Origin of the sequence: Microbacterium sp. NPDC056052, assembly GCF_042266785.1 — a bacterium.
GTDB lineage: Bacteria > Actinomycetota > Actinomycetes > Actinomycetales > Microbacteriaceae > Microbacterium.
The window spans coordinates 1-25610 of record NZ_JBHJWV010000004.1; the positions used below are offsets into that span (position 1 = coordinate 1).

The following is a 25610-nucleotide window of genomic DNA, read 5'->3' on the forward strand; positions in this document are numbered from 1 at the left end:
TGGACCAGCCCCACCGGCGCCACCTACACCGACCAGCCACCCACACCCGTCACCTTCACCATCGAAGACCCCGACCCACCCCCGGAACCCGACCCAGAAACACCCGGATTCTGACCAGCACGGTGTTCACCCCGACGTCGCCCGCGAGCGCGGCCAGCGCTGCGCGCCCGGATCCTCGAGGGCACGCGTCCTGAGCGGAGCTCAGATCAGCCGGAGCACGGCAAGAGCGTCCGGAGCACAGGCCAAGCCATTCCGAGCGCAGCCAGAGCGTCCGGAGCACAGGCCAAGCCATCCCGAGCGCAGCCAGAGCGTCCGGAGCACACTCAGAGCATCCGGAGCGAGGCCGCCGCCGCGTCCAGCGCACCGTCCGCGATCGCGAAGTACGCCCACTTGCCGCGCTGCTCCCGCGTGACGAGCCCGGCCTCCGCGAGCAGCTTCATGTGGTGCGAGACCGTGCCCTGGGACAGCCCGACCGGCTCGGTGAGATCGCAGATGCACGCCTCGCCGCCCTCGCCGGCGCCGATCAGGGAGAGCAGCTTCACGCGCGTCGGATCCCCCAGTGCCTTGAACACGCGCGCGATCCGCTCGGCCTCCTCGCCGCCGACCCGAGGCTCACGGCCGGTGGCGCAGCAGGCCTCGTCGGCGACGATGGTCACGGGGAGCGTCATGCATCCATCCTTTCACGTATTGACATTCGTCGATAGATGACCGACGGTAGTCACATTGAAGTCTCTCAATCTGAGACTGTTCCCGATCCGAGGAGTGCCGATGTCCGACCTGCCCGTCGTCGTCGTGGGCGCAGGCCCCCAGGGTCTCGCCGCCGCCGCCCATCTCGTCGAGCGCGGACAGGACGTGATCGTCCTGGAACGCGGCGAGACCGCGGCCGCCGCCGTGTCGGAATGGGGGCACGTGCGACTCTTCTCGGCATGGCCGGAGCTCATCGACGCCGCCGCACAGCGCCTCCTCGAACGCCGCGGCTGGGCCGCCCCCGCCGAGGGGTATCCGACCGGCCGCGAGTGGATCGACCTCTACCTCGATCCCCTCGCCGCAGCGCTGGGCGACCGCGTCCGCACCGGCACCACGGTGACCGGCATCACCCGAGCCGGACGCGATCGCGTCGTCGATTCGGGTCGCCACGACGCCGCCTTCACCGTCCGCACCGTGGACGCGGACGGACGGGAGGGGCGCATCGACGCACGGGCCGTCCTCGACGCGTCCGGCACCTGGGCGACACCGGGTCCGGCCGGTGCCGACGGCCTTCCGGCGCTCGGCGAGCGCGCGGCCGGCGACCGGATCTCCTACCGGATCCCCGACGACGTCTCGGCGCTCGCGGGGAAGCACGTGCTGGTCGTGGGCGCCGGCAACTCCGCCGCACACGCCGTGCTCCGACTCACCGAACTGGCGCGCACGGAACGGGAGACCAGGGTCACCTGGGTGCTCCGGCGCGGCGACATGGGCGCGGTGTTCGGCGGCGGTGACGGCGACGGGCTGCCCCAGCGCGCCGCGCTCGGCGTCCGCGCGCGACGGGCGATGGAGAAGGGCCTCGTCGAGGTGGTCACCGGGTTCCGTGTGGCAGAGCTCCGCCCGGACGCGGACACCCTCACCGTCGTGGCCGGCGACGGGTGCGAGATCCCCGGCATCGCCCACGTCTTCGCCCTGACCGGCTTCCGCCCCGACACGTCCTTCCTGTCCGAGCTGCGGATCCACCTCGACCCCGCCCTCGAGGCGGTGGCCGGCATCGCCGCGGAGATCGACCCGAACATCCACTCCTGCGGATCCGTCGGCGCGACCGGCGCGCGCGAGCTCGCCCAGCCGGAACCCGGGTTCTTCATCGTCGGGGCGAAGAGCTACGGCCGCGCGCCGACCTTCCTCGCCCTCACCGGCTACGAGCAGGTGCGCAGCGTCGCCGCGCACCTCGCCGGCGATCACGAGGCCGCGGCCCGCAACGAACTCGCCCTCCCGAGCACCGGCGTGTGCGGAGGATCCGGCGACTTCGACGCGTCCGGCGGAAGCTGCTGCGCCACCCCCGTCCTGCAGATCGGCGCCCGCCCGGTCGTCGTAGGCTGAACCCGAGACGAGGAGAGACGCATGACCGCCGAAGCCACCCCCGCCGTGCTGTTCGTGTGCGTGCACAACGCGGGCCGCTCGCAGATGGCCGCGGGCTTCCTGCGCGAGATCGCGGGCGACCGCATCGAGGTCCGCTCCGCCGGATCCCTGCCCGCCGAGCAGATCAACCCCGTCGCCGTCGCCGCGATGGCCGAGCTCGGCATCGACATCGCCGCGGAGCAGCCCAAGATCCTCACCACGGAGGCGGTGCAGGACTCCGACGTGGTCATCACGATGGGCTGCGGCGACGCGTGCCCGTTCTTCCCCGGCAAGCGCTACGAGGACTGGACGCTCGACGACCCCGCAGGCCAGGGCATCGAGGCCGTGCGGCCGATCCGCGACGAGATCCGCCGGCGGATCCAGCAGCTCGTCGGCGAACTCCTGCCCGCCTGAGGCGGGTCCTCGATCGCGCCGCGGGCGCCTCAGACGATCCGGTGCACCCGGTAGCGCACCTCCGACCCGTCGCGCCGGCACACGGCGACGAACAGGGTGCGCTGCAGCTCGGCGAGCCCGGGAGCGGCCGCCTCGACCTCGAAGGTCGTCCGGAAGTAGTACGCGCCCGGATCCACCGGCTCACCCCGCCCCAGCCGCGCGAGGACGTCGGCCGACCCGCTCCGCACCCCGCGCGTGCGGATGAGCAGAGGCCCCGCGGCGGCGACGGCCGAGTACTCGGCGTCGACGCCGATCGTGCCGTCGGGCGCGATGAGCTGGCGGTCGGATCCGCCGGCGAGGATCTCGGCGTCCAGGACGCCGGCGATGCGGCCGCCGAGGATCGGCACCACGCGTCGGTGCCCGGCCGAGGTGACGCCGTGATCGCGCGGAGGACCGACCTGCACCGTGACGTCGAACGCCGGCTCGAGCCGTGGCTCCGGGAGCTCTGCGAACAGGTCGCTCATCGCGTTCCCCCTCGCAGCGCGGCGGCGAGCTTCTCGAGGGCCGGGACCGCCGCGGTCACCGCCGCGCGATCGAGCGGATCCAGCGTCTCCAGCGCGTCCCGGAGGAGCTCGCCCGCGGCCTGGTCGAAACGGCCGAAGAGATCGAGCGCGCGCGGCGACAGGACGACGACCACACGGCGGCCGTCGCCGTCGGCCCTGCGCCGCTCGACCAGGCCGTCCGCCTCCATCGCGCCGAGCAGGTTGCTGACCGTGGAACGGTTCAGGTGCAGCGCCTCCGCGAGCTCGGCGGGACCGCGCTCCGCACCGCCCGGGGACGGCAGCAGCGCACGCACGACCTCGATCTGCGCATCGGGGATGTCGGGCAGCTCGCCGCGCTCGCGCGCCGCCGCCAGCAGGGTGCGCCGCAGCGGGGAGATGACCGCGGCGAGGCGGCTCTCGGCGTCGCCGGCAGCCGTGCCGGATCCGGCCTCGGAGCGGCCGCTCACGACGGAACCCCGACGCTGAGCGAGGCGCGCTCGTTGAGCGTCGACGGGGCGAACCCCGCGGCGCGCTTGTAGGCGTTCGCGATCTCCTCGCGCTCGGTCCGCGGGATCACATCGTCGATGCGCGCGAAGCCCCGCGGGGCGCGCTCGGCCGCGAGCAGCATGACCCGCTCCGGACCGGTCGCCCTGGTCCCGGCCAGCAGCGCGGTCATCGCGGGGCGGCGCGCGTCCTCATAGGCCGCGAGCGCCGCGTCGATCGCCGAGCCCCCGGCCGCACCGCCCCCACCATCGGCGGCTCCCGTCCGCACCGCCGTGCCGAGCTGGAAGGCGAGAGTGCGCGCATCCAGGATGGCCTGGGATCCGCCGTTCGACCCGTTCGGGTACATCGCGTGCGCGGCGTCGCCGACAAGGGTGGTGCGCCCGAAGGTCCACTGCGGCAGCGCATCGCGGTCGACCATCGGATACTCCAGGATCTCCTCCGCGTTCGCGATGATCGCGGGCACATCCAGGCCGTCGAACGTCCATTCCGCGAAGAGCTCGGCGATCGGCCCCGGATCCACGGCGCGATTCCAGTCCGCGCGGCCCTTAAGGCTCTCGAAGGGGCCGGCCCCGCGCTGCTCGGCGATGAAGTTCAGCCGCTGACGCCCGTTCTCAGGGGCGCCCAGCGGGTAGGCGACGAACTTCTGCTCGCCGTCTCCCGCCATGATCATCGTGCGTCCGTCGACGAGCACCGGCGCCTCGGCCACCCCGCGCCACAGCGTGAGCCCGCTCCAGGGCGGAGCCCCCTCGGCCGGATACCGCAGCGCCCTCAGCGCGGAGTGGATCCCGTCCGCCCCGACCACCAGGTCGTAGGACGCCGCGGTCTCGCCGTCTGCGGTCGCGAAGCGGACCGTCTCGGATCCGTCGTCCTCGCCCTGCACGTCCACGAGGCGATGGCCGAGCCGGATCACGTCGCCGAGGCGCTCCACGACCGCGTCGCGCAGCGCGAGCTGCAGGCGTCCACGGTGCACCGAGAGCTGCGGCCAGCGGTAGCCGGCCGCGAGTCCACGGGGTTCGCTCCAGATGCGCTGGCCGAAACGGTTCATGTAGACGAGGGTCGCCGGGGCGACGCCGAGCGCCTCGACGCGGTCACGCAGGCCGAGCTCGGTGAGCTCGCGGATCGCATGCGGAAGCAGGTTGAGCCCGACTCCCAGGCCGCGGATCCGGTCCGTCCGCTCATGCACCGTGATGTCGCGGAAGCCCGCAGCCTCCAGGCTGAGCGCGGTGGCGAGCCCGCCGATCCCCGCGCCGATGATTCCGATCCGCATCGATCTGCTCCTCTCCTCGGCGCCCTCGCCGTCGGGAACTAGTTTTGTCACAAAATTATCCTCCGCGCAAGCCGCGTTCTTCAGGACGCGGCGGTGGCGTCCCGGATGTTCCCGGCGAGACGGCGCCGGCGGACCGGATTCGGCGAGGTCGCCGGCCCGGGCCTGCGGACGACACGGTCAGCGGGTGGCGCGCTCGGCGGACTCCAGGACGAGGTCGACCCCGAGGAAGAACAGATCGCGGTCGCGCAGCGAGGCGAGTGCGACCGTGTGCGCGGCGATGCGGGGGTGACTGCGCGGATCCGCGAGCGGAGGCTCGTCGAACCAGGGGCCGTCGAGGTCCCCGTCGCCACGGTCGGCCCTGGCCCGCGCGATGCCCGCCGCGGTCGACAGCACGTGCGACGCCATCAGCGCGTAGTGGCGCACGATGTCGGCCTCACCGAGGCCCGCCGTGGTGAACGCCTCGAGCATGAGCTCGATCGCGCCGAGCTCGCCGGGACCGTGCGTGGTGAGCGTGGTCGCCTCCGCTCCCACAGCGGGATACTGGGAGTAGAGATCGAGCGTGGCACGCGCCAGACCGCGCAGCCGTCCCCGCCAGTCCTCGACGGGCAGATCCACGCTCCGGACCGCGCGCAGCGTGAGGTCGTCCAGCAGCGCCCGCATGAGATCGTCCTTGCTGCGGAAGTGCCGGTAGATCGCGGTCGGATCCGCACCGAGGCGCGTGCCGAGCTCGCGCACCGAGATCGTCGTCGCACCCGAGGCCGCCAACTCCAGCCCCGCGGACACGATCACGCCCGCGTCCAGACGCGGGCGCATCGGCACCGCCTCGTCGACGTCCCCGCCGCGGCGGGCCCTCTTCGATGGCATATCCCCTCCTGCCTCTATCGTGCCACGCCCGCAACGTCCTGTCATCGCTTTAGTCAACACTGTTGACATCGCCATTGACTCTGGCTAGCTTTGTCGCATCCCACGGCCGTTCGGCCCTGCTTCAACGACGAAAGGCGGATGATGACGACGCGCGTCTTCCACGGCGGATCGGTGTTCACCGGATCCGGATCCCCCCTGCTCGGTCAGGTCGTCATCGTGCGCGACGAGCGCATCGACCGGATCGCACCCGAGTCCGAGCTGGCCGGAATCCTGGACGCCGAGCCCGACGGATCCGTCGAGCTCATCGACCTGCGCGGCGCGCTGCTGAGCCCCGGCTTCCAGGACGCCCACATCCACGCCGTCGGCGGCGGGGTCGAGCTGCTGCAGTGCGACCTCAGCGGCACCGAGAGCGCCGAGGAGGCGGTCGCCGCCGTACGCGCCTACGCCGACGCGAACCCCGAGGAGGAGTGGATCCTCGGAGGCGGCTGGTCGATGGACAGCTTCCCCGGCGGCAACCCGACCCGCGACCTGCTCGATGCCGCGGCCCCCGGCCGTCCCGTGCTGCTGGCAAGCCGGGACCACCACAGCATCTGGGCCTCGACCGAGGCGATCGAACGCGCCGGGGTCACGAGCGAGACCCCGGATCCCGCCGACGGCGTGATCATCCGCGAGGCCGACGGCCACCCCGCCGGCACCTTCCACGAGGGCGCCGGCGAGCTGTTCCGCGACGTCCGCCCCGAGATCAGCGAGGACCTGCGCTACCGCGGGCTGCTGCGTGCCCAGGAGGAGCTCATCGCCCTCGGCATCACCGGCTGGCAGGACGCGATGGTCGGATCGAGCGCGATCGGGGTTCCCGATCCGCTCACGGCCTACGAGCAGGCCCTCGCCGAGGGAACACTTGCGGTGCATGTCACGGGCGCGCAGTGGTGGGAGCGCGACGGCGGCATCGAGCAGGTCGAGCGCATGGTCGCACAGCGCCACCGCATCGCCGCCCTCGGCTCCCCCGAGCGCCTCGAGCTCGGCACCACCAAGATCATGGTCGACGGCGTCGCGGAGAACCACACGGCCGCGATGCTCACGCCCTACCGCGACGCGCACGGCCACGACACGCACAACCACGGACTGAGCTTCATCGATCCGGAGCGCCTCCGCGCATACGTCACGGCGCTCGACGCGGCGGGCCAGCAGGTGCACATGCACGCGCTCGGCGACCGCGCGGTGCGCGAGGCTCTGGATGCGCTGCAGGACGCCCGCGACGCGAACGGCCCCACCGACGGCCGCCATCACCTCGCGCACCTGCAGATCGTGGCGGAGGAGGACGTGCCGCGCTTCGCGGAGCTCGGCGCGATCGCGAACCTCCAGGCCCTCTGGGCCACGCATGAGGACCAGCTCGACGAGCTCACCCTGCCCTTCCTGCAGGAAGGGCAGGAGGCGCGGCAGTACCCGTTCGGCGACTTCGTGCGCGCGGGCGTGCGCCTCGCGGCCGGGAGCGACTGGCCGGTCTCCAGCGCCTCCCCGATCGACGCGCTCCACATCGCCGTCAACCGCACGACCCCGGGATCCGACCGGCCGCCCCTGGCGGGCGCGCATCAGCGCCTCGACCTCAGGACCGCGATGGCCGCGTACACCTCCGGCTCCGCCTACGTGAATCACCGGGACCACGACACCGGCAGCATCGCACCCGGCTTCCGCGCCGACCTCGTGGTGCTGGATCCGTCGCCCTTCGACCTGCCGGTCGAGGAGATCTTCCGCAGCCGGGTCGTGCAGACCTGGATCGACGGACGCCGCATGTACGCCGCCGAGGGCGCCCTCGCCGCTGCAGAGGCCGCCTCCGCCACCGAGAGCACCGCCCGCACCGAGCTCGAAGGAGAGCTGTCATGACCCGAACCCGCCTCCCCCGCCCTGCCGCCCGCCGCCGTACCGCCGCTGCGCTGGGGGCCGCGGTCCTGATCGCCGTGACGTCCCTGACCGCCTGCTCCGGCAGCGCGAACGGCACCTCCACGGGATCCGCCGGGTCCGACTGGAAGCTGACCACGAAGACCGCGGCCGCCACCGGCGACATCGACTCCTACTCCTTCGCGCTGTACGCGGAACCGGCCACGCTCGACTACGCCTACGCGTTCGACTACCCCGACAACCAGGTGCTCGCCAACGTGTGCGAATCGCTGCTGCGGCTGAACCCCGACTACTCGCTGAGCCCGGGGCTCGCGAGCTCGTTCTCGAACCCCGACCCGCTCACCTGGGTGTACGAGCTCCGCGACGGCGTGACCTTCCACGACGGCACCCCGCTGACCGCCGCCGACGCGGTCGCCTCGATGCGGCGGATCATGGATCCCTCGGTCGGCTCCTCCTGGTTCTCCGTCTATCAGAACGTCGAATCGATCACGCAGACCGGACCGATGGAGGTCACAGTCAGGACGAAGGTCCCCGACTCCCAGTTCAACCTGGGGATGGGCGGATCCGCCGGTGTCATCGAATCGGCCGCCACTCTTGCCGCGAAGGGCAAGGACTACGGAAACTCGACCGGTGGGGTGAACTGCACCGGTCCCTTCCAGCTCCAGCAGTGGAAGTCGGGAGAGTCGCTCACCCTCACCCGCTACGACGGCTACTGGGACAAGGACCTGCGCGCCAAGTCGGCGACCATGACGTTCGCGATCATCCCGGACGCCACCGCACGCGTGAACGCCTTGAAGTCGGGCAGCGTCGACGGGTCCTGGATGATCCCCGTCGAGGCCGCCTCCCAGCTGCAGGCCTCCGGCAAGGGGGACGTCCTCTACGCGCCGTCCAGCGCCACGCGCGACCTCGTCGTGAGCAACATGAACGGCCCGCTCGGCGACAAGCGTGTGCGCCAGGCGCTCATGATGGCGCTCGACCGCAAGGGCATCCTGAAGGCGGCCGCCCAGGACATCGGCGACGTCAGTGATGTGCTGACGTCGAAACTGGTGTGGGGATCCGCCTCGGACACCGCGAGGAAGACCGCGTTCGACGACGTCACGCACTACCAGCAGGACATCGCGAAGGCCAAGAAGCTGGTGGAGGAGGCCGGAGCCACCGGCAAGGAGCTGGTCTACGTGACCGCCCCGATCGGCAACGACTTCTCCGTCGTGTCGCAGGCGACCCTGGCCGCCGCGCAGTCGATCGGCCTGAAGCTCACCATCAAGACCGTGACCCCCGCGCAGTACACAGCACTGTTCAGCGACCCGAGCGCCAGGGAGGGCGTGGATCTGTTCTACACGGTCTGGTACCTCTCCAGCCCGGACGCCTTGGAGATGTACTCGGTGCTCCGCACCGGCGACTTCAGCAACTACGGCGGCTGGAGCGACAAGGAGTTCGACGACACCGTCAATACGGCGATCGGCACCTTCGACCCGGCGGAGCGCGGCATGCTCACCGCGAAGGCGCAGCAGATCGCGAACGAGGAGCTGCCGTGGCTGCCGCTCGCCTCGGGCCCGCTGCCGCTGTTCCTGGGCAAGCGCATCACGGGACTCCAGCCGTCGATGGCGTTCCTCTACTACCCGTGGGCCGCTCAGATCGGCAAGCGATGACGCGGCCGGCGCGCACCGCGCACGCCGCGCACGACATCGAGAACAGGACAGCACCGATCCGATGAGCACCGTTCGTCGCGTCGCGGGGAAGCTGGGCGGGCTCCTGCTCACCCTCTTCCTCGCCTCGCTCCTCGTCTTCTTCTCCCGGTTCCTCGTACCGGGCGACCCGGTCCGGTTCCTCTTGCGCGGGCGCAAGCCCTCGCCCGAGGCGATCGCCGAGGTCACCGCCCAGTACGGCCTCGACCTGCCGCCGTGGCAGCAGTACCTGCGCTGGATCGGGGGAGTGCTGCACGGCGACTTCGGCCGTTCGCTGCAGTTCCGGCAGGACGTCACGGCCGTGCTCGGCGACCGGCTGCCGGTCACCCTCATGCTCGTCGTGATGGCCGGCGCGATCATCGCCGTCGTCGGCCTCGTCGGCGGCGCGATCGCGGCGCTGAACAAGGGACGCGCGGCGGACCGCGGCATCCTCATCGGCCTCACGGTGCTCGGCGCGATCCCGTCGTTCGTCGGATCCATCGTGCTCATCGCGATCTTCTCCGTGCAGCTGGGCTGGTTCCCCTCGTTCGGATCCGGATCCGGACTCGGGGACACGGCGTTCCACCTGGTGCTGCCGTCGATCGCCCTCGCGATCGTCTTCATCGTGCTGGTCGGCAAGGTCACCCGGTCCGCGATGGTGGAACAGCTGAACCGGGAGCACGTCGAGGTCGCCATCTCGCGCGGCGTCACTCGGATGGCCGTCGTGCGCCGGCATGTGCTGCGCAACGCGCTCGGCCCGATCCTCACGGTGTCCGGCCCGCTCGTGGCCGGACTCATCGTCGCGAGCTCGATCGTGGAGCAGGCCTTCGGGCTCTCCGGGATCGGATCCCTGCTGGTCGGCTCCGTCGACCGGCTCGACTTCCCCGTCGTGCAGGCGATCGTCCTGCTCGTGGTCACCGCGTTCGTCCTGGTGAACGCGATCATCGACATCCTCGAACCCTGGATCGACCCCCGATCCGCTGCCGGAGCAGGAGCACGATGACCTCCTCAGCCCCCACCCTCGCCGTGCGCGTGCTGCGCATGCCGAAGAAGATGCGCGGACGCGGCATCGTGATCACGAGCATCGTGGTGCTCGTGATCGTGACGCTCGCCGCGATCCTCGCCCCCTGGGTCTCGCCGTACGATCCCGATGCGGTCGACTTCACCGCGTTCTACGCCCCGCCGTCGGCCGCGCACCTGCTCGGCACCGACTCGCTGGGCCGGGACCTGCTCAGCCGGATCATCTGGGGCGGGCGCACGGCACTGCTCGGCCCGCTGCTCGTCGTCGTCTTCTCCACGGTCCTCGGCATCCTGCTGGGCCTGGTCGCCGGGTGGCGCGGCGGCTGGGTCGACGCCGTGCTGGCCCGCATCTTCGACGTGCTGTTCGCCTTCCCGTCGCTGCTCATCGCGATGATGGCCGTCGCCCTGTTCGGCAAGGGACTGATCGCGCCGGTGATCGCGATGAGCATCTCGTACGCGCCGTTCGTGGCGCGGCTGACCCGCTCGCTCGTGGCGGCGGAGCGCACCCGCCCGTACGTCGCCGCGTACCGCGTGCAGGGCTTCGGCGGCGCGTGGATCGCGCAGCGCAGAGTGCTGCCGAACGTGGCGCCGATCGTGGGCGCGCAGTCGACGCTGAACTTCGGCTACGTGCTCGCCGAGCTCGCAGGGTTGTCGTTCCTGGGCCTCGGGGTGCAGGCGCCCACGGCCGACTGGGGCGCGATGATCAACGAAGCCCAGGCCGGCGTCGCCGCCGGCCAGTTCCTCCCGGCGATCGCGCCCGCCATCGTGGTGGTGCTCGTGGTCGTCGCCGTCAACATCGTCGGCGAGGATCTCTCCGACCGCATCGGAGGGGAGATCCCCGCATGACCGGCTCCACGCTTCTCGACGCGTCCGCGCCGTCGTCCACGACCGCCCTGCTCGACATCCGCGACCTCACGCTCGACCTCGCCGACGGCACCCGGCTGCTGCATGGGATCTCGCTGTCCGTCGCGACCGGCGAGACCGTGGGCCTCGTCGGCGAATCCGGATCCGGCAAGTCGCTCACCGCACGCACCGTACTCGGCCTCACTCCCGGCCGGGCCGAGATCGGCGGATCCGTGACCGTCGACGGTCGCTCGCCGCTCGCGCCCGCGTCGCTGCGCTCGATCCGACGGTCGGACGCCGCGATGGTGTTCCAGGACCCGCGCGCCGGTATCAACCCGATGCGCACGATCGGCGACCACCTCACCGAGGCGCTGCGCCTGAACGAGGGATGGGGCCGGTCCCGCGCCAGGGCTCGCGCCGCCGCGTTGCTCGCCGACGTGCGATTGCCCTCCCCCGCCGAGCACCTGGACCAGCATCCGCACGAGCTGAGCGGCGGGATGCTGCAGCGCGTCATGATCGCGGGCGCCCTGACCACCTCGCCCCGTCTGCTCGTCTGCGACGAGCCCACCACGGCCCTCGACGTGACGACGCAGGCCGAGATCGTGCAGGTGCTGCGCGAGCTCTGCGCCGAGCGCGGCATGGGCATGCTGTTCATCACGCACGACCTCAACCTCGCCGGATCCCTGTGCGACCGCCTCGTCGTCATGAAGGACGGCGCCGTGGTCGAGGAGGGCCCTGCTCTCGAGGTGCTGCGCGCCCCGCAGGCCGAGTACACCCGCCGCCTCGTCGCCGCGACCCCCCGCCTCACCGACGACGCCGCAATGACCCCTGACCGCGAGACTGCAACTGGGCGACGAGACAGCACTCCAGAGCCGCAGTCTCGTCGCGGAGATGGAGTCTCGCGGTCAGAGGGGCGGGGCGTGGAGGTCAGCGGAGTCTCGAAGACGTACCGGGTGCGCGGGCGCGGCGAGGTGCACGCGGTGGCCGACGCCACGCTGCGGATCCCGGCCGGCGGCGCACTCGCGGTCGTGGGCGAGTCCGGATCCGGCAAGTCCACGCTCGCCCGCATGATCGTCGGACTGGAGCAGGTCGACACCGGCACGATCCGGATCGGCGGACGCGACGCCGGCGGCGTGCCGAAAGGTCGGGAGGAGCGCCTCGCCCGCGCGAAGAGCGTGCAGATGGTGTTCCAGGATCCGTATCTGTCCCTGGATCCGCGGATCCCCGCCGGGCGGGCCGTCGCCGACGTGCTGCGACTGCACGCGGGACTCGACAAGACCGCGGCGAACTCCCGCGCGCTCGAGCTGCTGACGGCCGTCGGGCTGGGCGAGGAGCACGCGGTGGCGCGCCCTAAGACGCTCTCCGGCGGGCAGCGGCAGCGCGTCGCGATCGCCCGCGCGCTCGCGATCGAACCCGACCTGCTCGTGATGGACGAGGCCACCAGCGCCCTGGACGTCTCCGTGCAGGCGCAGGTGCTGGACCTGGTCGCCGACATCCGCCGCCGTCAGGGCCTGACCCTGCTGTTCATCAGCCACGATCTGGCCGTGGTGCGGAGGGTCTGCGAGCAGACCCTCGTGATGCGCCGCGGCGAGATCGTGGAGCGCGGTGCGACGGCCGAGCTCCTCACGAACCCGCAGCACGAGTACACCCGCCTGCTGCTGGACTCCGTGCCGGTGCCGGCCTGAGTTTCCGTGCGATCGCACACCCGCACCTGCCTAGGCTGAAACCATGACGCGGATCTGGGTGGTGCGGCACGGGCAGAGCATGCTGGACGAGGCGGAGCGGATGCAGGGCTGGTCCGATGCGCCGCTCACCGCGCTCGGCCGCGAGCAGGCGACGGCGCGCGGATTCGACCTGGCCGCGGCCGGGATCCGGTTCGACGCCGCGTTCTCGGGCGACGGCATCCGGCACCGCGAGACCGCGGCCCGGCTTCTCGACGCGTCCGGATCCGACCTGCAGGCGCAATCGGATCCCCGGTGGCGGGAGCTGTGCTTCGGGCGGCTCGAGGCGGTGCGCGCCCGCAAATTCTTCCGGCTCATGCAGGCGCACGCGGCGGCGGACACCCCGTTCATCGCGACGCTGGAGGCCCTCGCCGCGAGGGATCCGCTCGCCGAAGCGCCCGCGGACGTCGCCCGGCGCGCGACCGCGGCGCTGCACGACGTCGCCGGCGCCGGATCGGAAGTGCTCGTGGTGACCAGCGGCATCACGATCCTGACCCTGCTGCACGGGCTCGGCGCCGACCTCGAGCACCTCGCCACCGGCCCCGAGAACCTGTCGGTCTCCACCGTGCACCGCCTCGACGACGGCTGGCGGGTCGACCGCGTCGCGGATCCGGATCCCGTCGCGGTCTGACAGCGGCGCTCATCCGTCGCGCTCTCCCCCGTCGCACTCTCCCCGTTCAGGTCGCAGAAAACGCCGCTGAAACCGCGTCTGAACGACAGATTCCGCGACCTGAACGCCACGGATCCCGCCCCCACGAGGGGACGGGATCCGGAGCAGTCTGCGCGCGGGTCAGTCGGTGTAGGAGTCCGCGACGTCGAGCGCCTCGTCGAGCACGGCGAGACCGCGGACCAGCTCGTCCTCGGTGATCACGAGGGGCGGCGCGACGTGCATGCGGTTGAAGTGCGTGAACGGCCAGACGCCGCCCTTCTTCGCGGCCGCGGCGAACGCGCCCATCGGCGCCGCGTCGGCCCCTGCCGCGTTGAACGGCACGAGCGGCTCGCGGGTCTCCTTCGAGCGCACGAGCTCGACGGCCCAGAACAGGCCCTGTCCGCGCACCTCGCCGATGCTCGGGTGCTTCTCGGTCCAGGCGCGGAGCGTCGGCTCCACGATCCGGGATCCGAGGTCGCGCACGCGCTCCAGGATCCCGTCGCGGCGGAACACCTCGAAGGTCGCGACGCCGGCCGCGCAGGCCAGCGGGTGGCCCGAGTACGTGAGGCCGCCCGCGAAGGAGACGTCGTCGAACGCCGCGGCGATCCGGTCGGAGATCACGACGCCGCCGAGCGGCACGTAGCCCGAGTTCACGCCTTTCGCGAAGGTGATGAGGTCGGGCTTCGCGTCGAACGCGTCGATGCCGAACCACTCGCCGAGGCGGCCGAAGCCGACCATGACCTCGTCCGCGATGTACACGATGCCGTACCGGTCGCACAGGTCGCGCACGCCCTGCAGGTAGCCCGGCGGCGGCACGAGCACGCCGTTGGTCCCCACGACCGTCTCGATGATGATCGCGGCGATGGTGTTCGGCCCCTCGAGCCGGATGGTCTGCTCGAGGTGCTCGAGCGCGCGCTGCGACTCCTCGGCGAGCGTCGTCGAGTGGAACGCGGTGCGGTACAGGTACGGGCCGAAGAATCGCACGGTGCCGTTGTCGACCGAGTCGTTCGCCCAGCGCCGCGGGTCGCCGGTCAGCGAGATCGCCGTCGCCGTGGAGCCGTGATAGCTGCGGTACATCGACAGCACCTTGCGGCGCCCGGTCGCGGTGCGCGCCATGCGCACCGCGTACTCGTTCGCGTCGGCGCCGCCGTTCGTGAAGAACACCTTCTCCATGCCCTCAGGGGCGACCTCGGCGATGAGCCGGGCCAGCTCGCCGCGCACGTCGTTCGCGATCGACGGCTGGATGGTCGCAAGGCGACCCGCCTGCTGCTGGATGGCGGCGACGAGATCGGGCTGCTGATGGCCCAGGTTGAGGTTGACCAGCTGGCTCGAGAAGTCGAGGTAGGCGTTGCCCTGGTAGTCCCAGAACGTGGATCCCTCGCCCGCGGCGACGGGGACGGGGTCGATGAGCGCCTGTGCGCTCCAGGAGTGGAACACGTGCGCGCGGTCGTCCGCGCGCACCTGCGCCTCCGCCTCGGCGTCGGGCAGCGCGTGCACGGCGCCGTGCCGGTCGGTGAAGCGAGCGGTGTCGGTGAGGGTGCTCATGGTCTCGGATCCTTTTCCGCGTCAGTGGTTGCTCGGGAAGCCCAGGTCGACCTGCGCCGGCGTGTTGTCGGGCCAGCGCGTGGTGACGACCTTGGAGCGCGTGTAGAAGTGGACCGACTCGGGGCCGTAGATGTGCGAGTCGCCGAAGAGCGACGCCTTCCAGCCGCCGAACGAGAACGCCCCCACGGGGACGGGGATCGGCACGTTGACGCCGACCATGCCGACCTCGATGTCGAACTCGAACTGGCGGGCGGTGCCCCCGTCGCGGGTGAAGATCGCGACGCCGTTGCCGAACTGGTGGGCGTTGACGAGCTCCACGGCCTCCGCGTAGCTGTCGACGCGGACGACGCCGAGCACCGGGCCGAAGATCTCGTCCTCGTAGAGCTTCATGCCGGGCTTCACGCCGTCGATCAGGCTGATGCCGGTGAAGAAGCCGTTCTCGTCGAGACGCTCGCCGGCGGCGATGCGCTTCGTGCCGTCGATGAGCACCGTGGCGCCCTCGGCCTCGGCACCCGTGACGTACGACTCGACGCGGTCGCGGTGCTCGCGCGTGATGAGCGGCCCCATCTCGCTCGCAGCGTCGGTGCCGTCACCGATGCGCAGGTTCTGCACCTTCTCGGTGATCGACGCGATCAGCGGATCCGCGATCTCGCCCACGGCGACCAGCACGGAGACTGCCATGCAGCGCTCGCCGGCCGAGCCGTAGGCCGCGGAGACTGCCGCGGCCGCGGCGCCGTCGATGTCGGCGTCCGGCATGACGACCATGTGGTTCTTGGCACCGCCGAGGGCCTGCACGCGCTTGCCGTTCGCCGAGGCCCGCTCGTAGATCGAGGTCGCGATCGGAGTGGATCCGACGAAGCTCACGGCCTTGACATCGGGCGCGTCGAGCAGGGTGTCGACCGCGACCTTGTCGCCGTTGACGACGTTGAGCACGCCGTCGGGGAGCCCGGCCTCCTGGAAGGCCTTCGCGAGCCAGATCGCCGCGGAGGGGTCCTTCTCGCTCGGCTTCAGCACGACGGTGTTGCCGCACGCGATCGCGGAGGCGACCATCCACAGCGGCACCATCACGGGGAAGTTGAAGGGGGTGATGCAGGCGACGACGCCGACCGGCTGCTTGACCGAGTGCACGTCGACGCCGCGCGCGACCTGCTCGGCGCGCTCGCCCTTGAGCAGGTGCACGAGGCCGGCGGCGAACTCCACGTTCTCGATGCCGCGGGATACCTCGCCGGCCGCGTCGGAGAGCACCTTCCCGTGCTCGCTCGTGACGATCGCGGCGAGCTCGGGCGTCCGCTCGGCGAGGATCTGACGGAGGCGGAAGAACACGTCGGCACGCTTGATGAGGCTCGTCGCACGCCAGGCCGGCAGCGCGGCCTTGGCCGCCGCGATAGCCTGCTCGACCTCGGCGGCGCTCGCGAACGCCACCGTGCGGTGGGCCTCGCCGGTCGCGGGGTTGTACACCGGGCCGGTGCGCTCGGCCTCAGCGATCTCGGCGCCGTTCACGAAATGCGGGATCAGGGTCACGATGGGCTCCTCGGGGAGTGGTCGGGCGGCGGTTGCGGGCGGCGGATCGGCGCGGCGGTTGCGGGCGGATGCGCGAGAAACCAGATCCGGCATGAAACACCACGGCAGGCGTGGTTTCTCATGCAGGAAGTGGTTTCTCGTGAAGCTCAGCGGCCGGGTCGGACACTCTGATCGGACGCGTCCGCGGGCTTGCCCTCTCATGCTGGCAAAGGGGAGGATGGATCCGTGGCCGCAGATCGTCTGGACTTCACCGCTGATCGGACAGATCGTCCGGACCGGCGTCCACGCGACGGGAGCGCCCGGCGCCCCCCTTCGCCCGCTCAGGACCCCGCGAAGGGCGACCCCGCGCTCCCGACGGTCGCCGACGCACTCGAGGTCGCCTCGCTGCAGGCGGGGATCCCCGAGGTGCTGACCGGATCCGTCGACGTGCCGGTGCGCTGGGTGCACGTGTCCGACAGCGAGCGGGTCGCCGCCCTGCTCGACGGCGGGGAGCTGCTGCTCACCACGGGCGCCGGCTGGCCGGGCGCCGCCGACGCCCTCGCCCGGCTCGTCGATGAGCTGGCCGACGCCGGCCTCGCCGGCATCGTGCTGGAGCTCGGCACGCGGTTCGCCGTGGTGCCGCCGCCCCTCGTCGCCGCGTGCCGCGCGCGAGACCTCGCGCTCGTGACCCTCGACCGCGAGGTGAAGTTCGTCGCGGTCACCGAGGAGGTGCACCGCCGCATCATCGCGGGCCAGGTCGAGGCGCTGCAGGAGCGGCAGCGGCTGCACGAGCTGTTCACCGGCCTGAGTCTGCGCGGAGCACCGGTCGAGGTGGTCGTCCGGGAGACCGCACGCGCGCTGCGCGCACCGGTCGTACTGGAGGATCTCGCGCACGAGGTCGTGGTCGCCGATCCGTTCGACCTCGCCGAGGCGGAGGTCCTCGCCGGCTGGGCGGGGCGATCGCGCCGCCTGCCGCCGGAGTGGACCCGCGTGCCGGTCGCCGCCCGCGGCACGCGCTGGGGAGAGCTGATCGCGTTGCCCGGTCCGCCGCACCCGGCGGGTCCCGCGACGGTGCTCGAGCAGGCCGCCACGGCGCTCGCGCTGTCACGGCTCGCGGACGGCGAGGGCGCCTGGGCCCGGCTGCGGGCGGAGGGGCTGATCGCCGCCCTGCTCGGCGAGCGGTACGTGACGGTCACCAACGTCGAGGCGCGCCTGGAGGCGTCGGGGTTCCCGGTGCACGGGCGCGCGCTGCACGTGGCCGTGTCGGCGGCGTCGTCCCCGCCGGCCCCGGCCCGCGACGATCTGCACACGACGCGACGATCCGCACACGGATCCGGCCAGATCGTCCGCGATTCGTCGCAGGCTGTGCAGATCGTCGCGGATCCGAGCCCGCCCTCGACGGGTGAGGCCCGCACCCTGACCGCCGAGGTCGGATCCGAGCGGATCCTGCTCCTCTCGCTCCCCGCAGGATCCCGGCTCCCGGAGCCGTTCCTGGACACGATCGGATCCGGTGCCGTCAGCGATCCCGCCGCGACGACGGCGGAGCTGCTCGCCGCGATCCCCGTCGTGCGCCGCCTCGCCCGTCAGGCCGCGCCCGGGTCCGTGCTGCGCGTCGCCGACCGCCCCCTCGCCCGCCTCGCCGCCGAGCTCAGCGGCGATCACCGGCTCCAGGAGCACAGCGCACGGCTGCTCGCACCGCTCATCCGCCACGACGACGCCACGGACGGCGACCTGCTCCGGGTGCTGCGCGCCGTGGTGGCGCACCCCGGCAATCGCACGGCGGCGGCGAGTGCCTCGCACCTGTCCCGCTCGGTGTTCTACCAGCGCCTCGCCCTCATCGCGGATCTGCTCGGCGCCGATCTCGACGACGGCGAGACGCTGTCGGCCCTGCACCTGGCGCTGCTCGCCCACGGGCGGTGACGGACCGAGGTCGCCGCCCGCGCCTCGACTCAGCCGGCCGCGCGCGCCCCGCCCATCACGCGCTCCATCATCTCGGGCGACGGTTCGCCGATCGCGATGATGTTGTCCTCGGTGTCGCTGAACCACGCACCGCGCTCGCCTCCCAGATCCGCGATCCCGTCGACGGTCTTCAACCCCGGGAAGTCGTACTCGTGGAACTCGACCCCGCGTTCGCGCAGCGCCGCCACGTCCCGGTCGATGTCGTCGGTCACGAGGTTGAGCGCGGTGTTCTTCGCCGTGCCCGCGAAGTCGGTGCGATACACCAGCACGACCGCGCCGCCGACGTCGTAGAACAGGTTCTCCGATTCGGCGTCCGTGTAGATCGGGTCGCGATCGAGCACGTCGTGCCACCATCGCTTGGCGCGATCGAGGTCCGTCACCGGAAGGACAGCCGTCGCCATGAGTTTCTCGAACATGATGAGCCCCAGCCCAGGGGGTTGTCATCCCCGCGTCGGTAGCACAACGCCGCGCCACCTGGGCGTGCGGATGAGGTCCCCGCGCTGAGTCTAATCCCGCACCCGCCGTCAGAGAAGGCCTCCCGGACGAGTCAGGCGATGTACACCTTGCGCAGGGTCTCGGTCACCGTCCAGGTGGTCCGCATGCCGTCGGCGAGACGCACGACGGAACCCGGCCCGACCTCGAGATCCGGCAGCGACGGATCCTCGAACGCGATCGTCGCACGCCCCGACAGCACCACGAACAGCTCGTCGGCCTCGGTGTCTGTCGCGACCCCCGGGGTCATCTCCCAGACGCCGATCTCGCGGTCGCCGGTGTCGTCGATCACAGCGATCGCGGTGGTGGGAGCCCCGGACACGACCTCGTCCGCGGGCAGCGGCTCGTGCACGAGGATGAGGTCGGCCACCGCGGTGCCGGCCGCGGGCAGGGCGGTCACGAGTCGAACCCCATGCCGACGGCGTCGAGCGCCTTCAGGAAGAGGTTGCGCCGGCCCCGGTTGTGGTCGGCCTGGTTCATCGCCGCGCGCACGAGGTTGACGCCGATCGAGGCCGCCGGCTCGGGCGGGAACGGGATCGGTTTCGCGCGCACCATCTCCAGTCGGGTGCGCTCCGTGGTGAGGCCCGCGAGTTCGTCGAGCATGACGTCGGCGGCGAACCGGGTCGCTCCCACGCCGAGGCCGGTGAAGCCGGTGGCGTATGCGACCCGGCCGCCCCGCGCGGTGCCGAAGAACGCGCAGAACCGGCTGCACGAGTCGATCGCGCCGGCCCAGCGGTGCGTGAAGCGCAGCCCCTCGAGCTGCGGGAACGTGGTGAAGAAGTGCGACGCGAGCCTCCGGAAGCTCTCCGGCCGCTCCTCGTACTCCTCGCGCACCTTGCCCCCGAAGTGGTAGACCGCGTCGTAGCCGCCGAACAGGATCCGGTTGTCGGCGCTCAGCCGGTAGTAGTGGAACTGGTTCGCGCTGTCGGCCAGGCCCTGGCGGTTCTTCCAGCCGATCGCGTCGTACTGCTCGGCCGTGAGCGGCTCGGTCATGAGCGCGTAGTCGTAGACGGGCACGGTCATGAGCCGGTTGCGCTTGAGCAGCGAGGGGAACACGTTCGTGGCGAGCGCGACCTGGTCCGCCACCACCGAGCCGTTCTCGGCCGTCAGGGTCTGTGCGCCCTTGCCGCTGATACCCGTGACGCGGGTGCGCTCGAAGATCCGCACGCCGAGCTCGGTGGCGACCCTGGCGAGCTCGAAGACGAGCTTGGCCGGATGCACCATCGCGCATCCGGTGCGGTCCCAGGATCCGGCGAGGTAGGTGGGCGAGGCGACCTCGGCCTGCACGGCGGCCTCGTCGAGGAAGTCGTCGCCCTCCATCCATTCAATCTGATGCGGTTCGACGGCCACGGCCATCTGGCCCGTGCGCTCCCAGTCCACGTCCATGCCGTAGCGCTCGACCGTGTCCTGGATGCCGTCGAGGTTCTCCAGCCCGAGGCGCTCCAGCTGCGCCATCTCGTCCGGCCAGCGGTTGAGGCCGTTCTCCTCACCATGCGTGAGGCTCGCCTCGCAGAACCCGCCGTTGCGGCCCGATGCCGCCCAGCCCACCCGGTTGGCCTCGAGCAGCACGACGGTGCGCTGCGGGTCGCGCTCCTTGGCGCGGATCGCGGTCCACAGTCCCGCATACCCGCCACCGACGATCGCGAGGTCGGCGCGCACCTCCCCCGACAGCGTCGGGTAGGAGGGGCGCTCGACGTCGTCGAGCCAGAAGGCGGCATGAACGGTGTTCTCGAGGGAGCGCTCGATGACCGAGGCGCTCGGCTGCCGTCGTTCGAAGACGGTCGTTCCCATGATGATTCCTTGTCCGGGAGAGGGGTGGTTCGTGGGGTTCGGGCCGCGGGCGCGACGCAGCGCCCCGGGTGCCGCGGTGCGGCCGGGTTCGGGAGAGCGACGGGCTCAGCGGATCAGCGCGTGCCCCAGTTGTAGAGGTCCTTGTGGAGCCCCGCATAGAGGAAGCACTCGGTGTGCGAGACGCCTTCGATGGTGCGGATCCGGGTCGCGATCAGCTCGAGCAGATCCTCGTCGCTCTCGCAGATGGCCTCGGCGAGGATGTCGAAGGATCCGAGGACCACATTGACATATGCGATCTCAGGAATATTCGCGATCGCCTCGGCGGCGACACGCGGATCGCCGTCGACGCGGATGCCCAGCATCGCCATGCGGGAGAATCCGAGTTGGCGAGGATCGGTCACCGCGACGATCTGCACCACGCCGCTGTCGGTGAGACGCTGCACGCGCTGGCGCACGGCGGCCTCGCTGAGCCCCACGGCGCGGCCGATCTCGGCGTAGGGTCGACGACCGTCCTCCTGCAGCAGTTCGATGATCCGCTTCGAGACGTCGTCCAGCACCGGAACCTTCGGCTTGTCGCTCATGTGACGATCTTGACATCCCCGACGGCACTCTGCAACTGATTTCGCAGAATTTGATCCCGATTTCTTCCGATTTCGTCGGTTCTCACCTATTCTTTTCACCATGCAGAGCACCCTGGCTGACACAGCACTGTTGCAGAACTTCATCGGCGGCCGCGCCGTCGCCGCCCGCGGCGAAGGCCGCATGGACCTCATCGACCCGGTCACGGAGCAGGTGTACGGCCAGGCGCCGATCTCGGATCAGGGCGACGTCGACGCCGCCTACGCCGCAGCGGCCGCCGCCTTCCCGCTCTGGCGCGACACCACTCCTGCCGCGCGTCAGCTCGCGCTGTTCCGGATCGCCGACGCGATGGCCGCACGCGCGGAGGAGTTCGCCGACCTGGAGTCGCAGGACACCGGCAAGCCCCGCGCGAACCTCGTCGCCGACGAGATCGACCAGTCGGTCGACCAGCTGCGCTTCTTCGCAGGCGCCGCGCGGAGCCTCGAGGGCCGCGCCGCCGCGGAGTACCTGGCGGGGCACACCTCGTACGTGCGGCGCGAGCCGATCGGCGTGATCGGCCAGGTCACCCCGTGGAACTACCCGCTGAACATGGCCGTGTGGAAGATCGCGCCCGCGCTGGCCGCCGGCAACACCGTGGTGCTGAAGCCCGCCGAGGCCACTCCGCTCACGACGCTGCTGCTCGCGGAGATCGTCGCCGAGCACACGCCCGCGGGAACGCTGAACGTCGTGCTCGGCGACCGCAGCACCGGCGCGGCGCTCGTCGCCCACAAGACGCCGCAGATGGTCGCGATCACCGGATCCGTCCGGGCCGGCATGGCCGTCGCCGAGTCCGCCGCGGCCGACGTGAAGCGCGTGCACCTCGAGCTCGGCGGCAAGGCCCCCGCCATCGTGTTCCCCGACGCGTCGATCGAGAAGGCCGCGGAGGGCATCGTGACCGGCGCGTTCTTCAACGCCGGGCAGGACTGCACCGCCGCGACGCGCGTGATCGTGCACGCCTCGGTGCACGACGCTCTCGTGAAGGCCCTCGTCGAGCGGGTGCGCACGCACGCCCGCACCGGGGCCCCGCACGAGGAGGGCGTGTTCTTCGGGCCGCTCTCGAGCGCCGCGCAGCTCGCCCAGGTGCAGGGCTTCGTCGACCGCCTCCCCACGCACGCGAAGGTCGAGACCGGCGGCAGGCGGCAGGGCGACGTCGGCTACTTCTTCGAGCCGACGATCGTCTCCGGCATGCGCCAGGACGACGAGGCCGTGCAGAGCGAGATCTTCGGACCGCTGCTGACCGTGCAGTCCTTCGAGGACGACGACGAGGCCCTCGGCTTCGCGAACGACGTGCCCTACGCGCTGGCCGCGTCGGTGTGGACGAAGGACCACACCCGCTCGCTGCGCTTCTCGCGGGATCTGGACTTCGGCTGCGTCTGGATCAACACGCACATCCCGTTCGTGTCGGACATGCCGCACGGCGGTTTCAAGCACTCCGGCTACGGCAAGGATCTGTCGCAGTACGGGTTCGACGACTACACGCGCATCAAGCACGTGATGAGCGCGCTCGACTGACGGCGGCGCGAGTGCTACTGTCTCCTACGCCGTGCTGGCCTGAGAAGAGGAGGTGATACCCATGAACGATTCGACGTGGGTGCTCCTCCTCGGGGTCACGGTCGGGCGATAGGTCGTCCGGGAGCGCCGTACAAGCGCACTCCCGAAAGGCACGACCATGAACATCACCCCCGAACTGATCTTCACCGCTGAGAAGCGCACCGCTTCTCAGCCACCGCTCGACGGCATCGTCGAGCGCGACTTCGCGCTGGACGGCATCGACGGCATCCTCTGGACGCCGGGATCCGCCTCCGCCGACCATCCCGTCCCCCTGATCCTGCTCGGGCATCCCAGCGGGCCGGGCCTCGCCCGGATGCGTCCGCGCCTGGAGGGGCGCGCCCGCGCCGCCGCCGAGCTCGGCTTCGCCTCCGTGGCGATCGAGATGCCCGGCAACGGCACACGACCGCCGATTCCCGGGCTGGAGAGCGCTCGCGCCGACCTGATGCGGGCGCTCGACGCCGGCGCGCGCCCGAGCGAGGACGTGATCGACCGCCTGGTGCTCCCGCTCGTCGACGAGACCGTGCCCGAATGGCAGGCCGCACTCGATGCGATGCTCGCCCTCCCGGAGATCGGCGGCCCCGTCGCCTACTCGGGCGGTGTGCTCGCGATCGGCATCCGGCTCGCCCTGGTCGATCCGCGGATCGTGGCCGCCGGCCTGTTCGCCGGCAGCTACGTGCCGCTGCGCATCCTGGACGAGGCGCGGCGGGTCACCATCCCGCTGCACCTGCTCCTGCAGTGGGACGACGAGGGCAACGACCGGCAGCGGTCGCTCGACGTGTTCGACGCGTTCGGATCCGCCGAGAAGACCCTGCAGGCCAACCTCGGCGGGCACACGGGCGTTCCGGCGCACGCCGGGGAGGATGCCGGGCGGTTCTTCGCGCGGCATCTCGGGTAGCCCCCGCGCCTCCGGGGTCGTCGAGCGAGCACGGCCGAAGGTCGAGCGAGACGAAACGCGGCGCTCTCGCCAGAACACCGCGTTTCGTCTCCGCGCGGCGCTCAGTCGCCGAGGACCTCGATCAGCGCCTTGGTCACCGCATCGCTCGACTGCGGGTTCTGACCGGAGATGAGGTTTCCGTCGCGGACGACGTGCGAGGTCCACGGTGCGGCGTTCTCGACGACGGCGCCGCGCTCTCGCAGTGTCGCCGCGACGAGCCACGGCGTGTTCTCGCCGAGACCCCCGCTCGCCTCCTCCTCGTCGCTGAAGGCCGTGAGCGTGCGTCCGGCGAAGGCGAATCCGCCGTCGGCCGTCGTCGCGCTGAGCAGTCCCGCCGGCCCGTGGCAGAACGGCGCGATCGGGAGCTCATCCGCATCCGCCTCGAGGAGGATGCGGCCCAGGTCCTCGTCGACGGCGAGGTCGGCCATCGGGCCGTGCCCGCCGGGCAGCACGACGGCCGCGAAGTCCGCCGCGGAGAGGTCGCCCAGAGTGGCCGGGTGATCGAGCTCGGCGCGGATGGCGTCGAGGTAGGCGCGGAACTCCTCGGCCCGCGCCGCATCCCCGACGACCTCGGCGCTCAGGGATCCCGGATCGACCGGCGGGACGCGACCGGCAGGCGTCGCGATCACGACGTCGTGGCCGGCGGCGGTGAGTTCGCGATGGGCGACGACGAGCTCTTCCGCCCAGAAGCCCGTGGGGTGCGCCGACCCGTCGGCGAGAGTGAGGGAATCGGCCGCGGTCACGACCATGAGGATCTTCGACATGTGGGTCCTTTCGACAGGTCCATGCTCCTCGGCGCGTCGCGGCCGCGGCATCGGGGAATCGAAGGCAGCCATCGAGAATCCGGGGTGCCCGGTCGGAGGTCAGGAGATGAGCCGCCGCAAGGCCTCTGCGACGGCGGCGATCGCCAGATGCCGCTCCGCGTCTCCGCTGCGCGTCGCGAGGTAGAGGGTGTTCAACGGGGCGACCTCGGGCTCGTCGAGAGCGATCAGACCGCCGGCGCGCAGGTCGTCCTCGACCATGTACGCGGGCAGCACCGACATCCCGACCCCTCCGAGCACGGCCTCCCGTATTCCGCGGAGGTCGGGGATCACCGCCGCGACCTTCAGCGCGGAGGGTGCGCGGCCGAAGACGCTGCGCCAGTACCGTCGCACGATGGGCAGGTTCTCGGCATAGGCGACGATGGGGACCGCCTCGGGATCGCAGCCCTCCCAGGTCGCCGCGGCGACGAGCACGAACTCCTCGTCATAGAACGGCACCGCCGTGACGCCCTCGCGCTGCGGCGGCACGGCGCTCACGACCACGTCGAGCGCACCGCTCGTGAGCGCGCCGAGCAGTTCCTGCGCGAGACCGAACGTCACCCGGATCGGCGCGTTCGCCGCCGCGATCAGCTCGGCGATCCGCGGGACGACCATGAGCGACAGGATCTCCGCGGGACCGCCCACGTGCACTGCTCGCTCCGTGTCGCCGACGAGCCCCGGGGGCGACACGGCGTCCTCGATGGCATCGAGGTGCGCCGCCACCTGGCGCGCCAGTTCGAGACCCTTCGGGGTCGTCGTCACCCCGTCGCGTCCGCGCTCGAACATCGGAGACCCCACGACCGCCTCGACCGCCTGCACGTGCGCGGAGACCGTCGCCTGCGAGAGCCCGAGCAGCTGTGCCGCCCGGGTGATCGATCCGGTCCGATGCACCGTGACGAAGGTGCGCAGGTGGTCGAGACTGGGAGCGCTCACCTCCGCCACTGTACGCGGCACCGGAGGGGCCGCGGCCCC

At 71.5% G+C, this 25610-nt stretch carries 24 protein-coding genes; 11 read left to right on the top strand and 13 right to left on the bottom strand.

Going from position 1 to position 25610, the window contains the following annotated elements; all coding sequences use genetic code 11:
* Nucleotides 1-323 precede the first annotated feature (323 nt).
* Nucleotides 324-668: an ArsR/SmtB family transcription factor gene (locus ACFC1J_RS08940; protein ID WP_375904498.1), complete on the bottom strand. Its 345-nt coding sequence runs from the start codon at nucleotides 666-668 to the stop codon at nucleotides 324-326.
* 100 nt (nucleotides 669-768) lie between these two features.
* Between ACFC1J_RS08940 and ACFC1J_RS08945 the strand changes: the two genes are divergently transcribed.
* Together ACFC1J_RS08945 and ACFC1J_RS08950 are read left to right on the top strand one after the other, a co-directional pair.
* Nucleotides 769-2067, top strand: coding sequence for an FAD-dependent oxidoreductase (locus ACFC1J_RS08945; protein WP_375904500.1), 1299 nt, complete (start codon nucleotides 769-771; stop codon nucleotides 2065-2067).
* A 21-nt stretch (nucleotides 2068-2088) separates the two neighbouring features.
* A complete protein-coding gene (locus tag ACFC1J_RS08950; protein WP_375904502.1) occupies nucleotides 2089-2499 on the top strand; it encodes an arsenate reductase ArsC in 411 nt (136 codons plus the stop codon).
* 29 nt (nucleotides 2500-2528) lie between these two features.
* Here the strand turns inward: ACFC1J_RS08950 and ACFC1J_RS08955 are convergent, their stop codons facing one another.
* The 4 genes from ACFC1J_RS08955 to ACFC1J_RS08970 form a co-directional block, all read right to left on the bottom strand.
* Nucleotides 2529-3002 carry a DUF3237 domain-containing protein gene (locus ACFC1J_RS08955; protein WP_375904504.1) on the bottom strand — a complete coding sequence of 158 codons (474 nt, stop codon included), beginning with the start codon at nucleotides 3000-3002 and terminating at the stop codon, nucleotides 2529-2531.
* Nucleotides 2999-3487, bottom strand: coding sequence for a MarR family winged helix-turn-helix transcriptional regulator (locus tag ACFC1J_RS08960; RefSeq protein ID WP_375904506.1), 489 nt, complete (start codon nucleotides 3485-3487; stop codon nucleotides 2999-3001). Before ACFC1J_RS08960 ends, ACFC1J_RS08955 begins: the two co-directional genes overlap by 4 nt.
* Nucleotides 3484-4791 (bottom strand): FAD-dependent monooxygenase, encoded by a 1308-nt coding sequence (locus tag ACFC1J_RS08965; protein ID WP_375904508.1) that lies wholly within the window; start codon nucleotides 4789-4791, stop codon nucleotides 3484-3486. The genes ACFC1J_RS08960 and ACFC1J_RS08965 overlap by 4 nt, the downstream gene beginning before the upstream one ends.
* 177 nt (nucleotides 4792-4968) lie before the next feature.
* A complete protein-coding gene (locus ACFC1J_RS08970; RefSeq protein ID WP_375904510.1) occupies nucleotides 4969-5655 on the bottom strand; it encodes a TetR/AcrR family transcriptional regulator in 687 nt (228 codons plus the stop codon).
* A gap of 141 nt (nucleotides 5656-5796) precedes the next feature.
* On the opposite strand from ACFC1J_RS08970, the gene ACFC1J_RS08975 reads away from it, so the two are divergent.
* From ACFC1J_RS08975 to ACFC1J_RS09000, 6 genes are all read left to right on the top strand, one after another.
* The gene (locus tag ACFC1J_RS08975) at nucleotides 5797-7536 is read left to right on the top strand and encodes an amidohydrolase (protein ID WP_375904512.1); all 1740 of its coding nucleotides are present in this window, start codon (nucleotides 5797-5799) and stop codon (nucleotides 7534-7536) included.
* Nucleotides 7533-9200, top strand: coding sequence for an ABC transporter substrate-binding protein (locus ACFC1J_RS08980; protein WP_375904514.1), 1668 nt, complete (start codon nucleotides 7533-7535; stop codon nucleotides 9198-9200). Before ACFC1J_RS08975 ends, ACFC1J_RS08980 begins: the two co-directional genes overlap by 4 nt.
* 61 nt (nucleotides 9201-9261) lie before the next feature.
* On the top strand, nucleotides 9262-10218 hold the full coding sequence (locus ACFC1J_RS08985) for an ABC transporter permease (protein WP_375904516.1): 957 nt from the start codon (nucleotides 9262-9264) through the stop codon (nucleotides 10216-10218).
* Complete coding sequence (locus ACFC1J_RS08990; protein WP_375904518.1) at nucleotides 10215-11081, top strand: ABC transporter permease; 867 nt, start codon at nucleotides 10215-10217, stop codon at nucleotides 11079-11081. The genes ACFC1J_RS08985 and ACFC1J_RS08990 overlap by 4 nt, the downstream gene beginning before the upstream one ends.
* Nucleotides 11078-12763: an ABC transporter ATP-binding protein gene (locus ACFC1J_RS08995; RefSeq protein ID WP_375904520.1), complete on the top strand. Its 1686-nt coding sequence runs from the start codon at nucleotides 11078-11080 to the stop codon at nucleotides 12761-12763. The genes ACFC1J_RS08990 and ACFC1J_RS08995 overlap by 4 nt, the downstream gene beginning before the upstream one ends.
* A 43-nt stretch (nucleotides 12764-12806) precedes the next feature.
* Nucleotides 12807-13430: a histidine phosphatase family protein gene (locus tag ACFC1J_RS09000; protein WP_375904522.1), complete on the top strand. Its 624-nt coding sequence runs from the start codon at nucleotides 12807-12809 to the stop codon at nucleotides 13428-13430.
* 159 nt (nucleotides 13431-13589) lie between these two features.
* On the opposite strand, the gene ACFC1J_RS09005 is transcribed toward ACFC1J_RS09000, so the two are convergent.
* Both ACFC1J_RS09005 and ACFC1J_RS09010 read right to left on the bottom strand, forming a co-directional pair.
* Complete coding sequence (locus ACFC1J_RS09005; RefSeq protein ID WP_375904524.1) at nucleotides 13590-14993, bottom strand: aspartate aminotransferase family protein; 1404 nt, start codon at nucleotides 14991-14993, stop codon at nucleotides 13590-13592.
* Nucleotides 14994-15014: 21 nt separating this feature from the next.
* Entirely contained in the window at nucleotides 15015-16514 is a 1500-nt protein-coding gene (locus tag ACFC1J_RS09010; RefSeq protein WP_375904526.1) for a CoA-acylating methylmalonate-semialdehyde dehydrogenase, read from the bottom strand.
* Nucleotides 16515-16739: 225 nt separating this feature from the next.
* Here ACFC1J_RS09010 and ACFC1J_RS09015 point away from each other — a divergent pair, with 225 nt between their 5' ends.
* On the top strand, nucleotides 16740-18413 hold the full coding sequence (locus ACFC1J_RS09015) for a PucR family transcriptional regulator ligand-binding domain-containing protein (protein WP_375904528.1): 1674 nt from the start codon (nucleotides 16740-16742) through the stop codon (nucleotides 18411-18413).
* A gap of 29 nt (nucleotides 18414-18442) precedes the next feature.
* Here ACFC1J_RS09015 and ACFC1J_RS09020 read toward each other — a convergent pair whose 3' ends face one another.
* The 4 genes from ACFC1J_RS09020 to ACFC1J_RS09035 form a co-directional block, all read right to left on the bottom strand.
* Complete coding sequence (locus ACFC1J_RS09020; protein ID WP_375904530.1) at nucleotides 18443-18853, bottom strand: VOC family protein; 411 nt, start codon at nucleotides 18851-18853, stop codon at nucleotides 18443-18445.
* A gap of 146 nt (nucleotides 18854-18999) precedes the next feature.
* Nucleotides 19000-19344: a cupin domain-containing protein gene (locus ACFC1J_RS09025; RefSeq protein ID WP_375904532.1), complete on the bottom strand. Its 345-nt coding sequence runs from the start codon at nucleotides 19342-19344 to the stop codon at nucleotides 19000-19002.
* Complete coding sequence (locus ACFC1J_RS09030; RefSeq protein ID WP_375904534.1) at nucleotides 19341-20735, bottom strand: NAD(P)/FAD-dependent oxidoreductase; 1395 nt, start codon at nucleotides 20733-20735, stop codon at nucleotides 19341-19343. Before ACFC1J_RS09030 ends, ACFC1J_RS09025 begins: the two co-directional genes overlap by 4 nt.
* A gap of 113 nt (nucleotides 20736-20848) precedes the next feature.
* Nucleotides 20849-21316: an Lrp/AsnC family transcriptional regulator gene (locus tag ACFC1J_RS09035; RefSeq protein WP_375904536.1), complete on the bottom strand. Its 468-nt coding sequence runs from the start codon at nucleotides 21314-21316 to the stop codon at nucleotides 20849-20851.
* 100 nt (nucleotides 21317-21416) lie between these two features.
* Here ACFC1J_RS09035 and ACFC1J_RS09040 point away from each other — a divergent pair, with 100 nt between their 5' ends.
* A complete protein-coding gene (locus ACFC1J_RS09040; protein ID WP_375904538.1) occupies nucleotides 21417-22865 on the top strand; it encodes a gamma-aminobutyraldehyde dehydrogenase in 1449 nt (482 codons plus the stop codon).
* Between the two features lie 157 nt (nucleotides 22866-23022).
* Nucleotides 23023-23799: an alpha/beta hydrolase gene (locus ACFC1J_RS09045; protein WP_375904540.1), complete on the top strand. Its 777-nt coding sequence runs from the start codon at nucleotides 23023-23025 to the stop codon at nucleotides 23797-23799.
* Between the two features lie 101 nt (nucleotides 23800-23900).
* Here the strand turns inward: ACFC1J_RS09045 and ACFC1J_RS09050 are convergent, their stop codons facing one another.
* Entirely contained in the window at nucleotides 23901-24602 is a 702-nt protein-coding gene (locus ACFC1J_RS09050; RefSeq protein WP_375904542.1) for a type 1 glutamine amidotransferase domain-containing protein, read from the bottom strand.
* Nucleotides 24603-24701: 99 nt separating this feature from the next.
* Nucleotides 24702-25571, bottom strand: coding sequence for a LysR family transcriptional regulator (locus ACFC1J_RS09055; RefSeq protein WP_375904544.1), 870 nt, complete (start codon nucleotides 25569-25571; stop codon nucleotides 24702-24704).
* Nucleotides 25572-25610: the final 39 nt, after the last annotated feature.

Bases quoted from the DNA above. Each gene is read 5' to 3' on its own strand.
- ACFC1J_RS08940 (WP_375904498.1), bottom strand. From the start codon at position 668: ATGACGCTCCCCGTGACCATCGTCGCCGACGAGGCCTGCTGCGCCACC.
- ACFC1J_RS08945 (WP_375904500.1), top strand. From the start codon at position 769: ATGTCCGACCTGCCCGTCGTCGTCGTGGGCGCAGGCCCCCAGGGTCTC.
- ACFC1J_RS08950 (WP_375904502.1), top strand. From the start codon at position 2,089: ATGACCGCCGAAGCCACCCCCGCCGTGCTGTTCGTGTGCGTGCACAAC.
- ACFC1J_RS08955 (WP_375904504.1), bottom strand. From the start codon at position 3,002: ATGAGCGACCTGTTCGCAGAGCTCCCGGAGCCACGGCTCGAGCCGGCG.
- ACFC1J_RS08965 (WP_375904508.1), bottom strand. From the start codon at position 4,791: ATGCGGATCGGAATCATCGGCGCGGGGATCGGCGGGCTCGCCACCGCG.
- ACFC1J_RS08970 (WP_375904510.1), bottom strand. From the start codon at position 5,655: ATGCCATCGAAGAGGGCCCGCCGCGGCGGGGACGTCGACGAGGCGGTG.
- ACFC1J_RS08975 (WP_375904512.1), top strand. From the start codon at position 5,797: ATGACGACGCGCGTCTTCCACGGCGGATCGGTGTTCACCGGATCCGGA.
- ACFC1J_RS08980 (WP_375904514.1), top strand. From the start codon at position 7,533: ATGACCCGAACCCGCCTCCCCCGCCCTGCCGCCCGCCGCCGTACCGCC.
- ACFC1J_RS08985 (WP_375904516.1), top strand. From the start codon at position 9,262: ATGAGCACCGTTCGTCGCGTCGCGGGGAAGCTGGGCGGGCTCCTGCTC.
- ACFC1J_RS08990 (WP_375904518.1), top strand. From the start codon at position 10,215: ATGACCTCCTCAGCCCCCACCCTCGCCGTGCGCGTGCTGCGCATGCCG.
- ACFC1J_RS08995 (WP_375904520.1), top strand. From the start codon at position 11,078: ATGACCGGCTCCACGCTTCTCGACGCGTCCGCGCCGTCGTCCACGACC.
- ACFC1J_RS09000 (WP_375904522.1), top strand. From the start codon at position 12,807: ATGACGCGGATCTGGGTGGTGCGGCACGGGCAGAGCATGCTGGACGAG.
- ACFC1J_RS09005 (WP_375904524.1), bottom strand. From the start codon at position 14,993: ATGAGCACCCTCACCGACACCGCTCGCTTCACCGACCGGCACGGCGCC.
- ACFC1J_RS09020 (WP_375904530.1), bottom strand. From the start codon at position 18,853: ATGGCGACGGCTGTCCTTCCGGTGACGGACCTCGATCGCGCCAAGCGA.
- ACFC1J_RS09030 (WP_375904534.1), bottom strand. From the start codon at position 20,735: ATGGGAACGACCGTCTTCGAACGACGGCAGCCGAGCGCCTCGGTCATC.
- ACFC1J_RS09035 (WP_375904536.1), bottom strand. From the start codon at position 21,316: ATGAGCGACAAGCCGAAGGTTCCGGTGCTGGACGACGTCTCGAAGCGG.
- ACFC1J_RS09040 (WP_375904538.1), top strand. From the start codon at position 21,417: ATGCAGAGCACCCTGGCTGACACAGCACTGTTGCAGAACTTCATCGGC.
- ACFC1J_RS09045 (WP_375904540.1), top strand. From the start codon at position 23,023: ATGAACATCACCCCCGAACTGATCTTCACCGCTGAGAAGCGCACCGCT.
- ACFC1J_RS09050 (WP_375904542.1), bottom strand. From the start codon at position 24,602: ATGTCGAAGATCCTCATGGTCGTGACCGCGGCCGATTCCCTCACTCTC.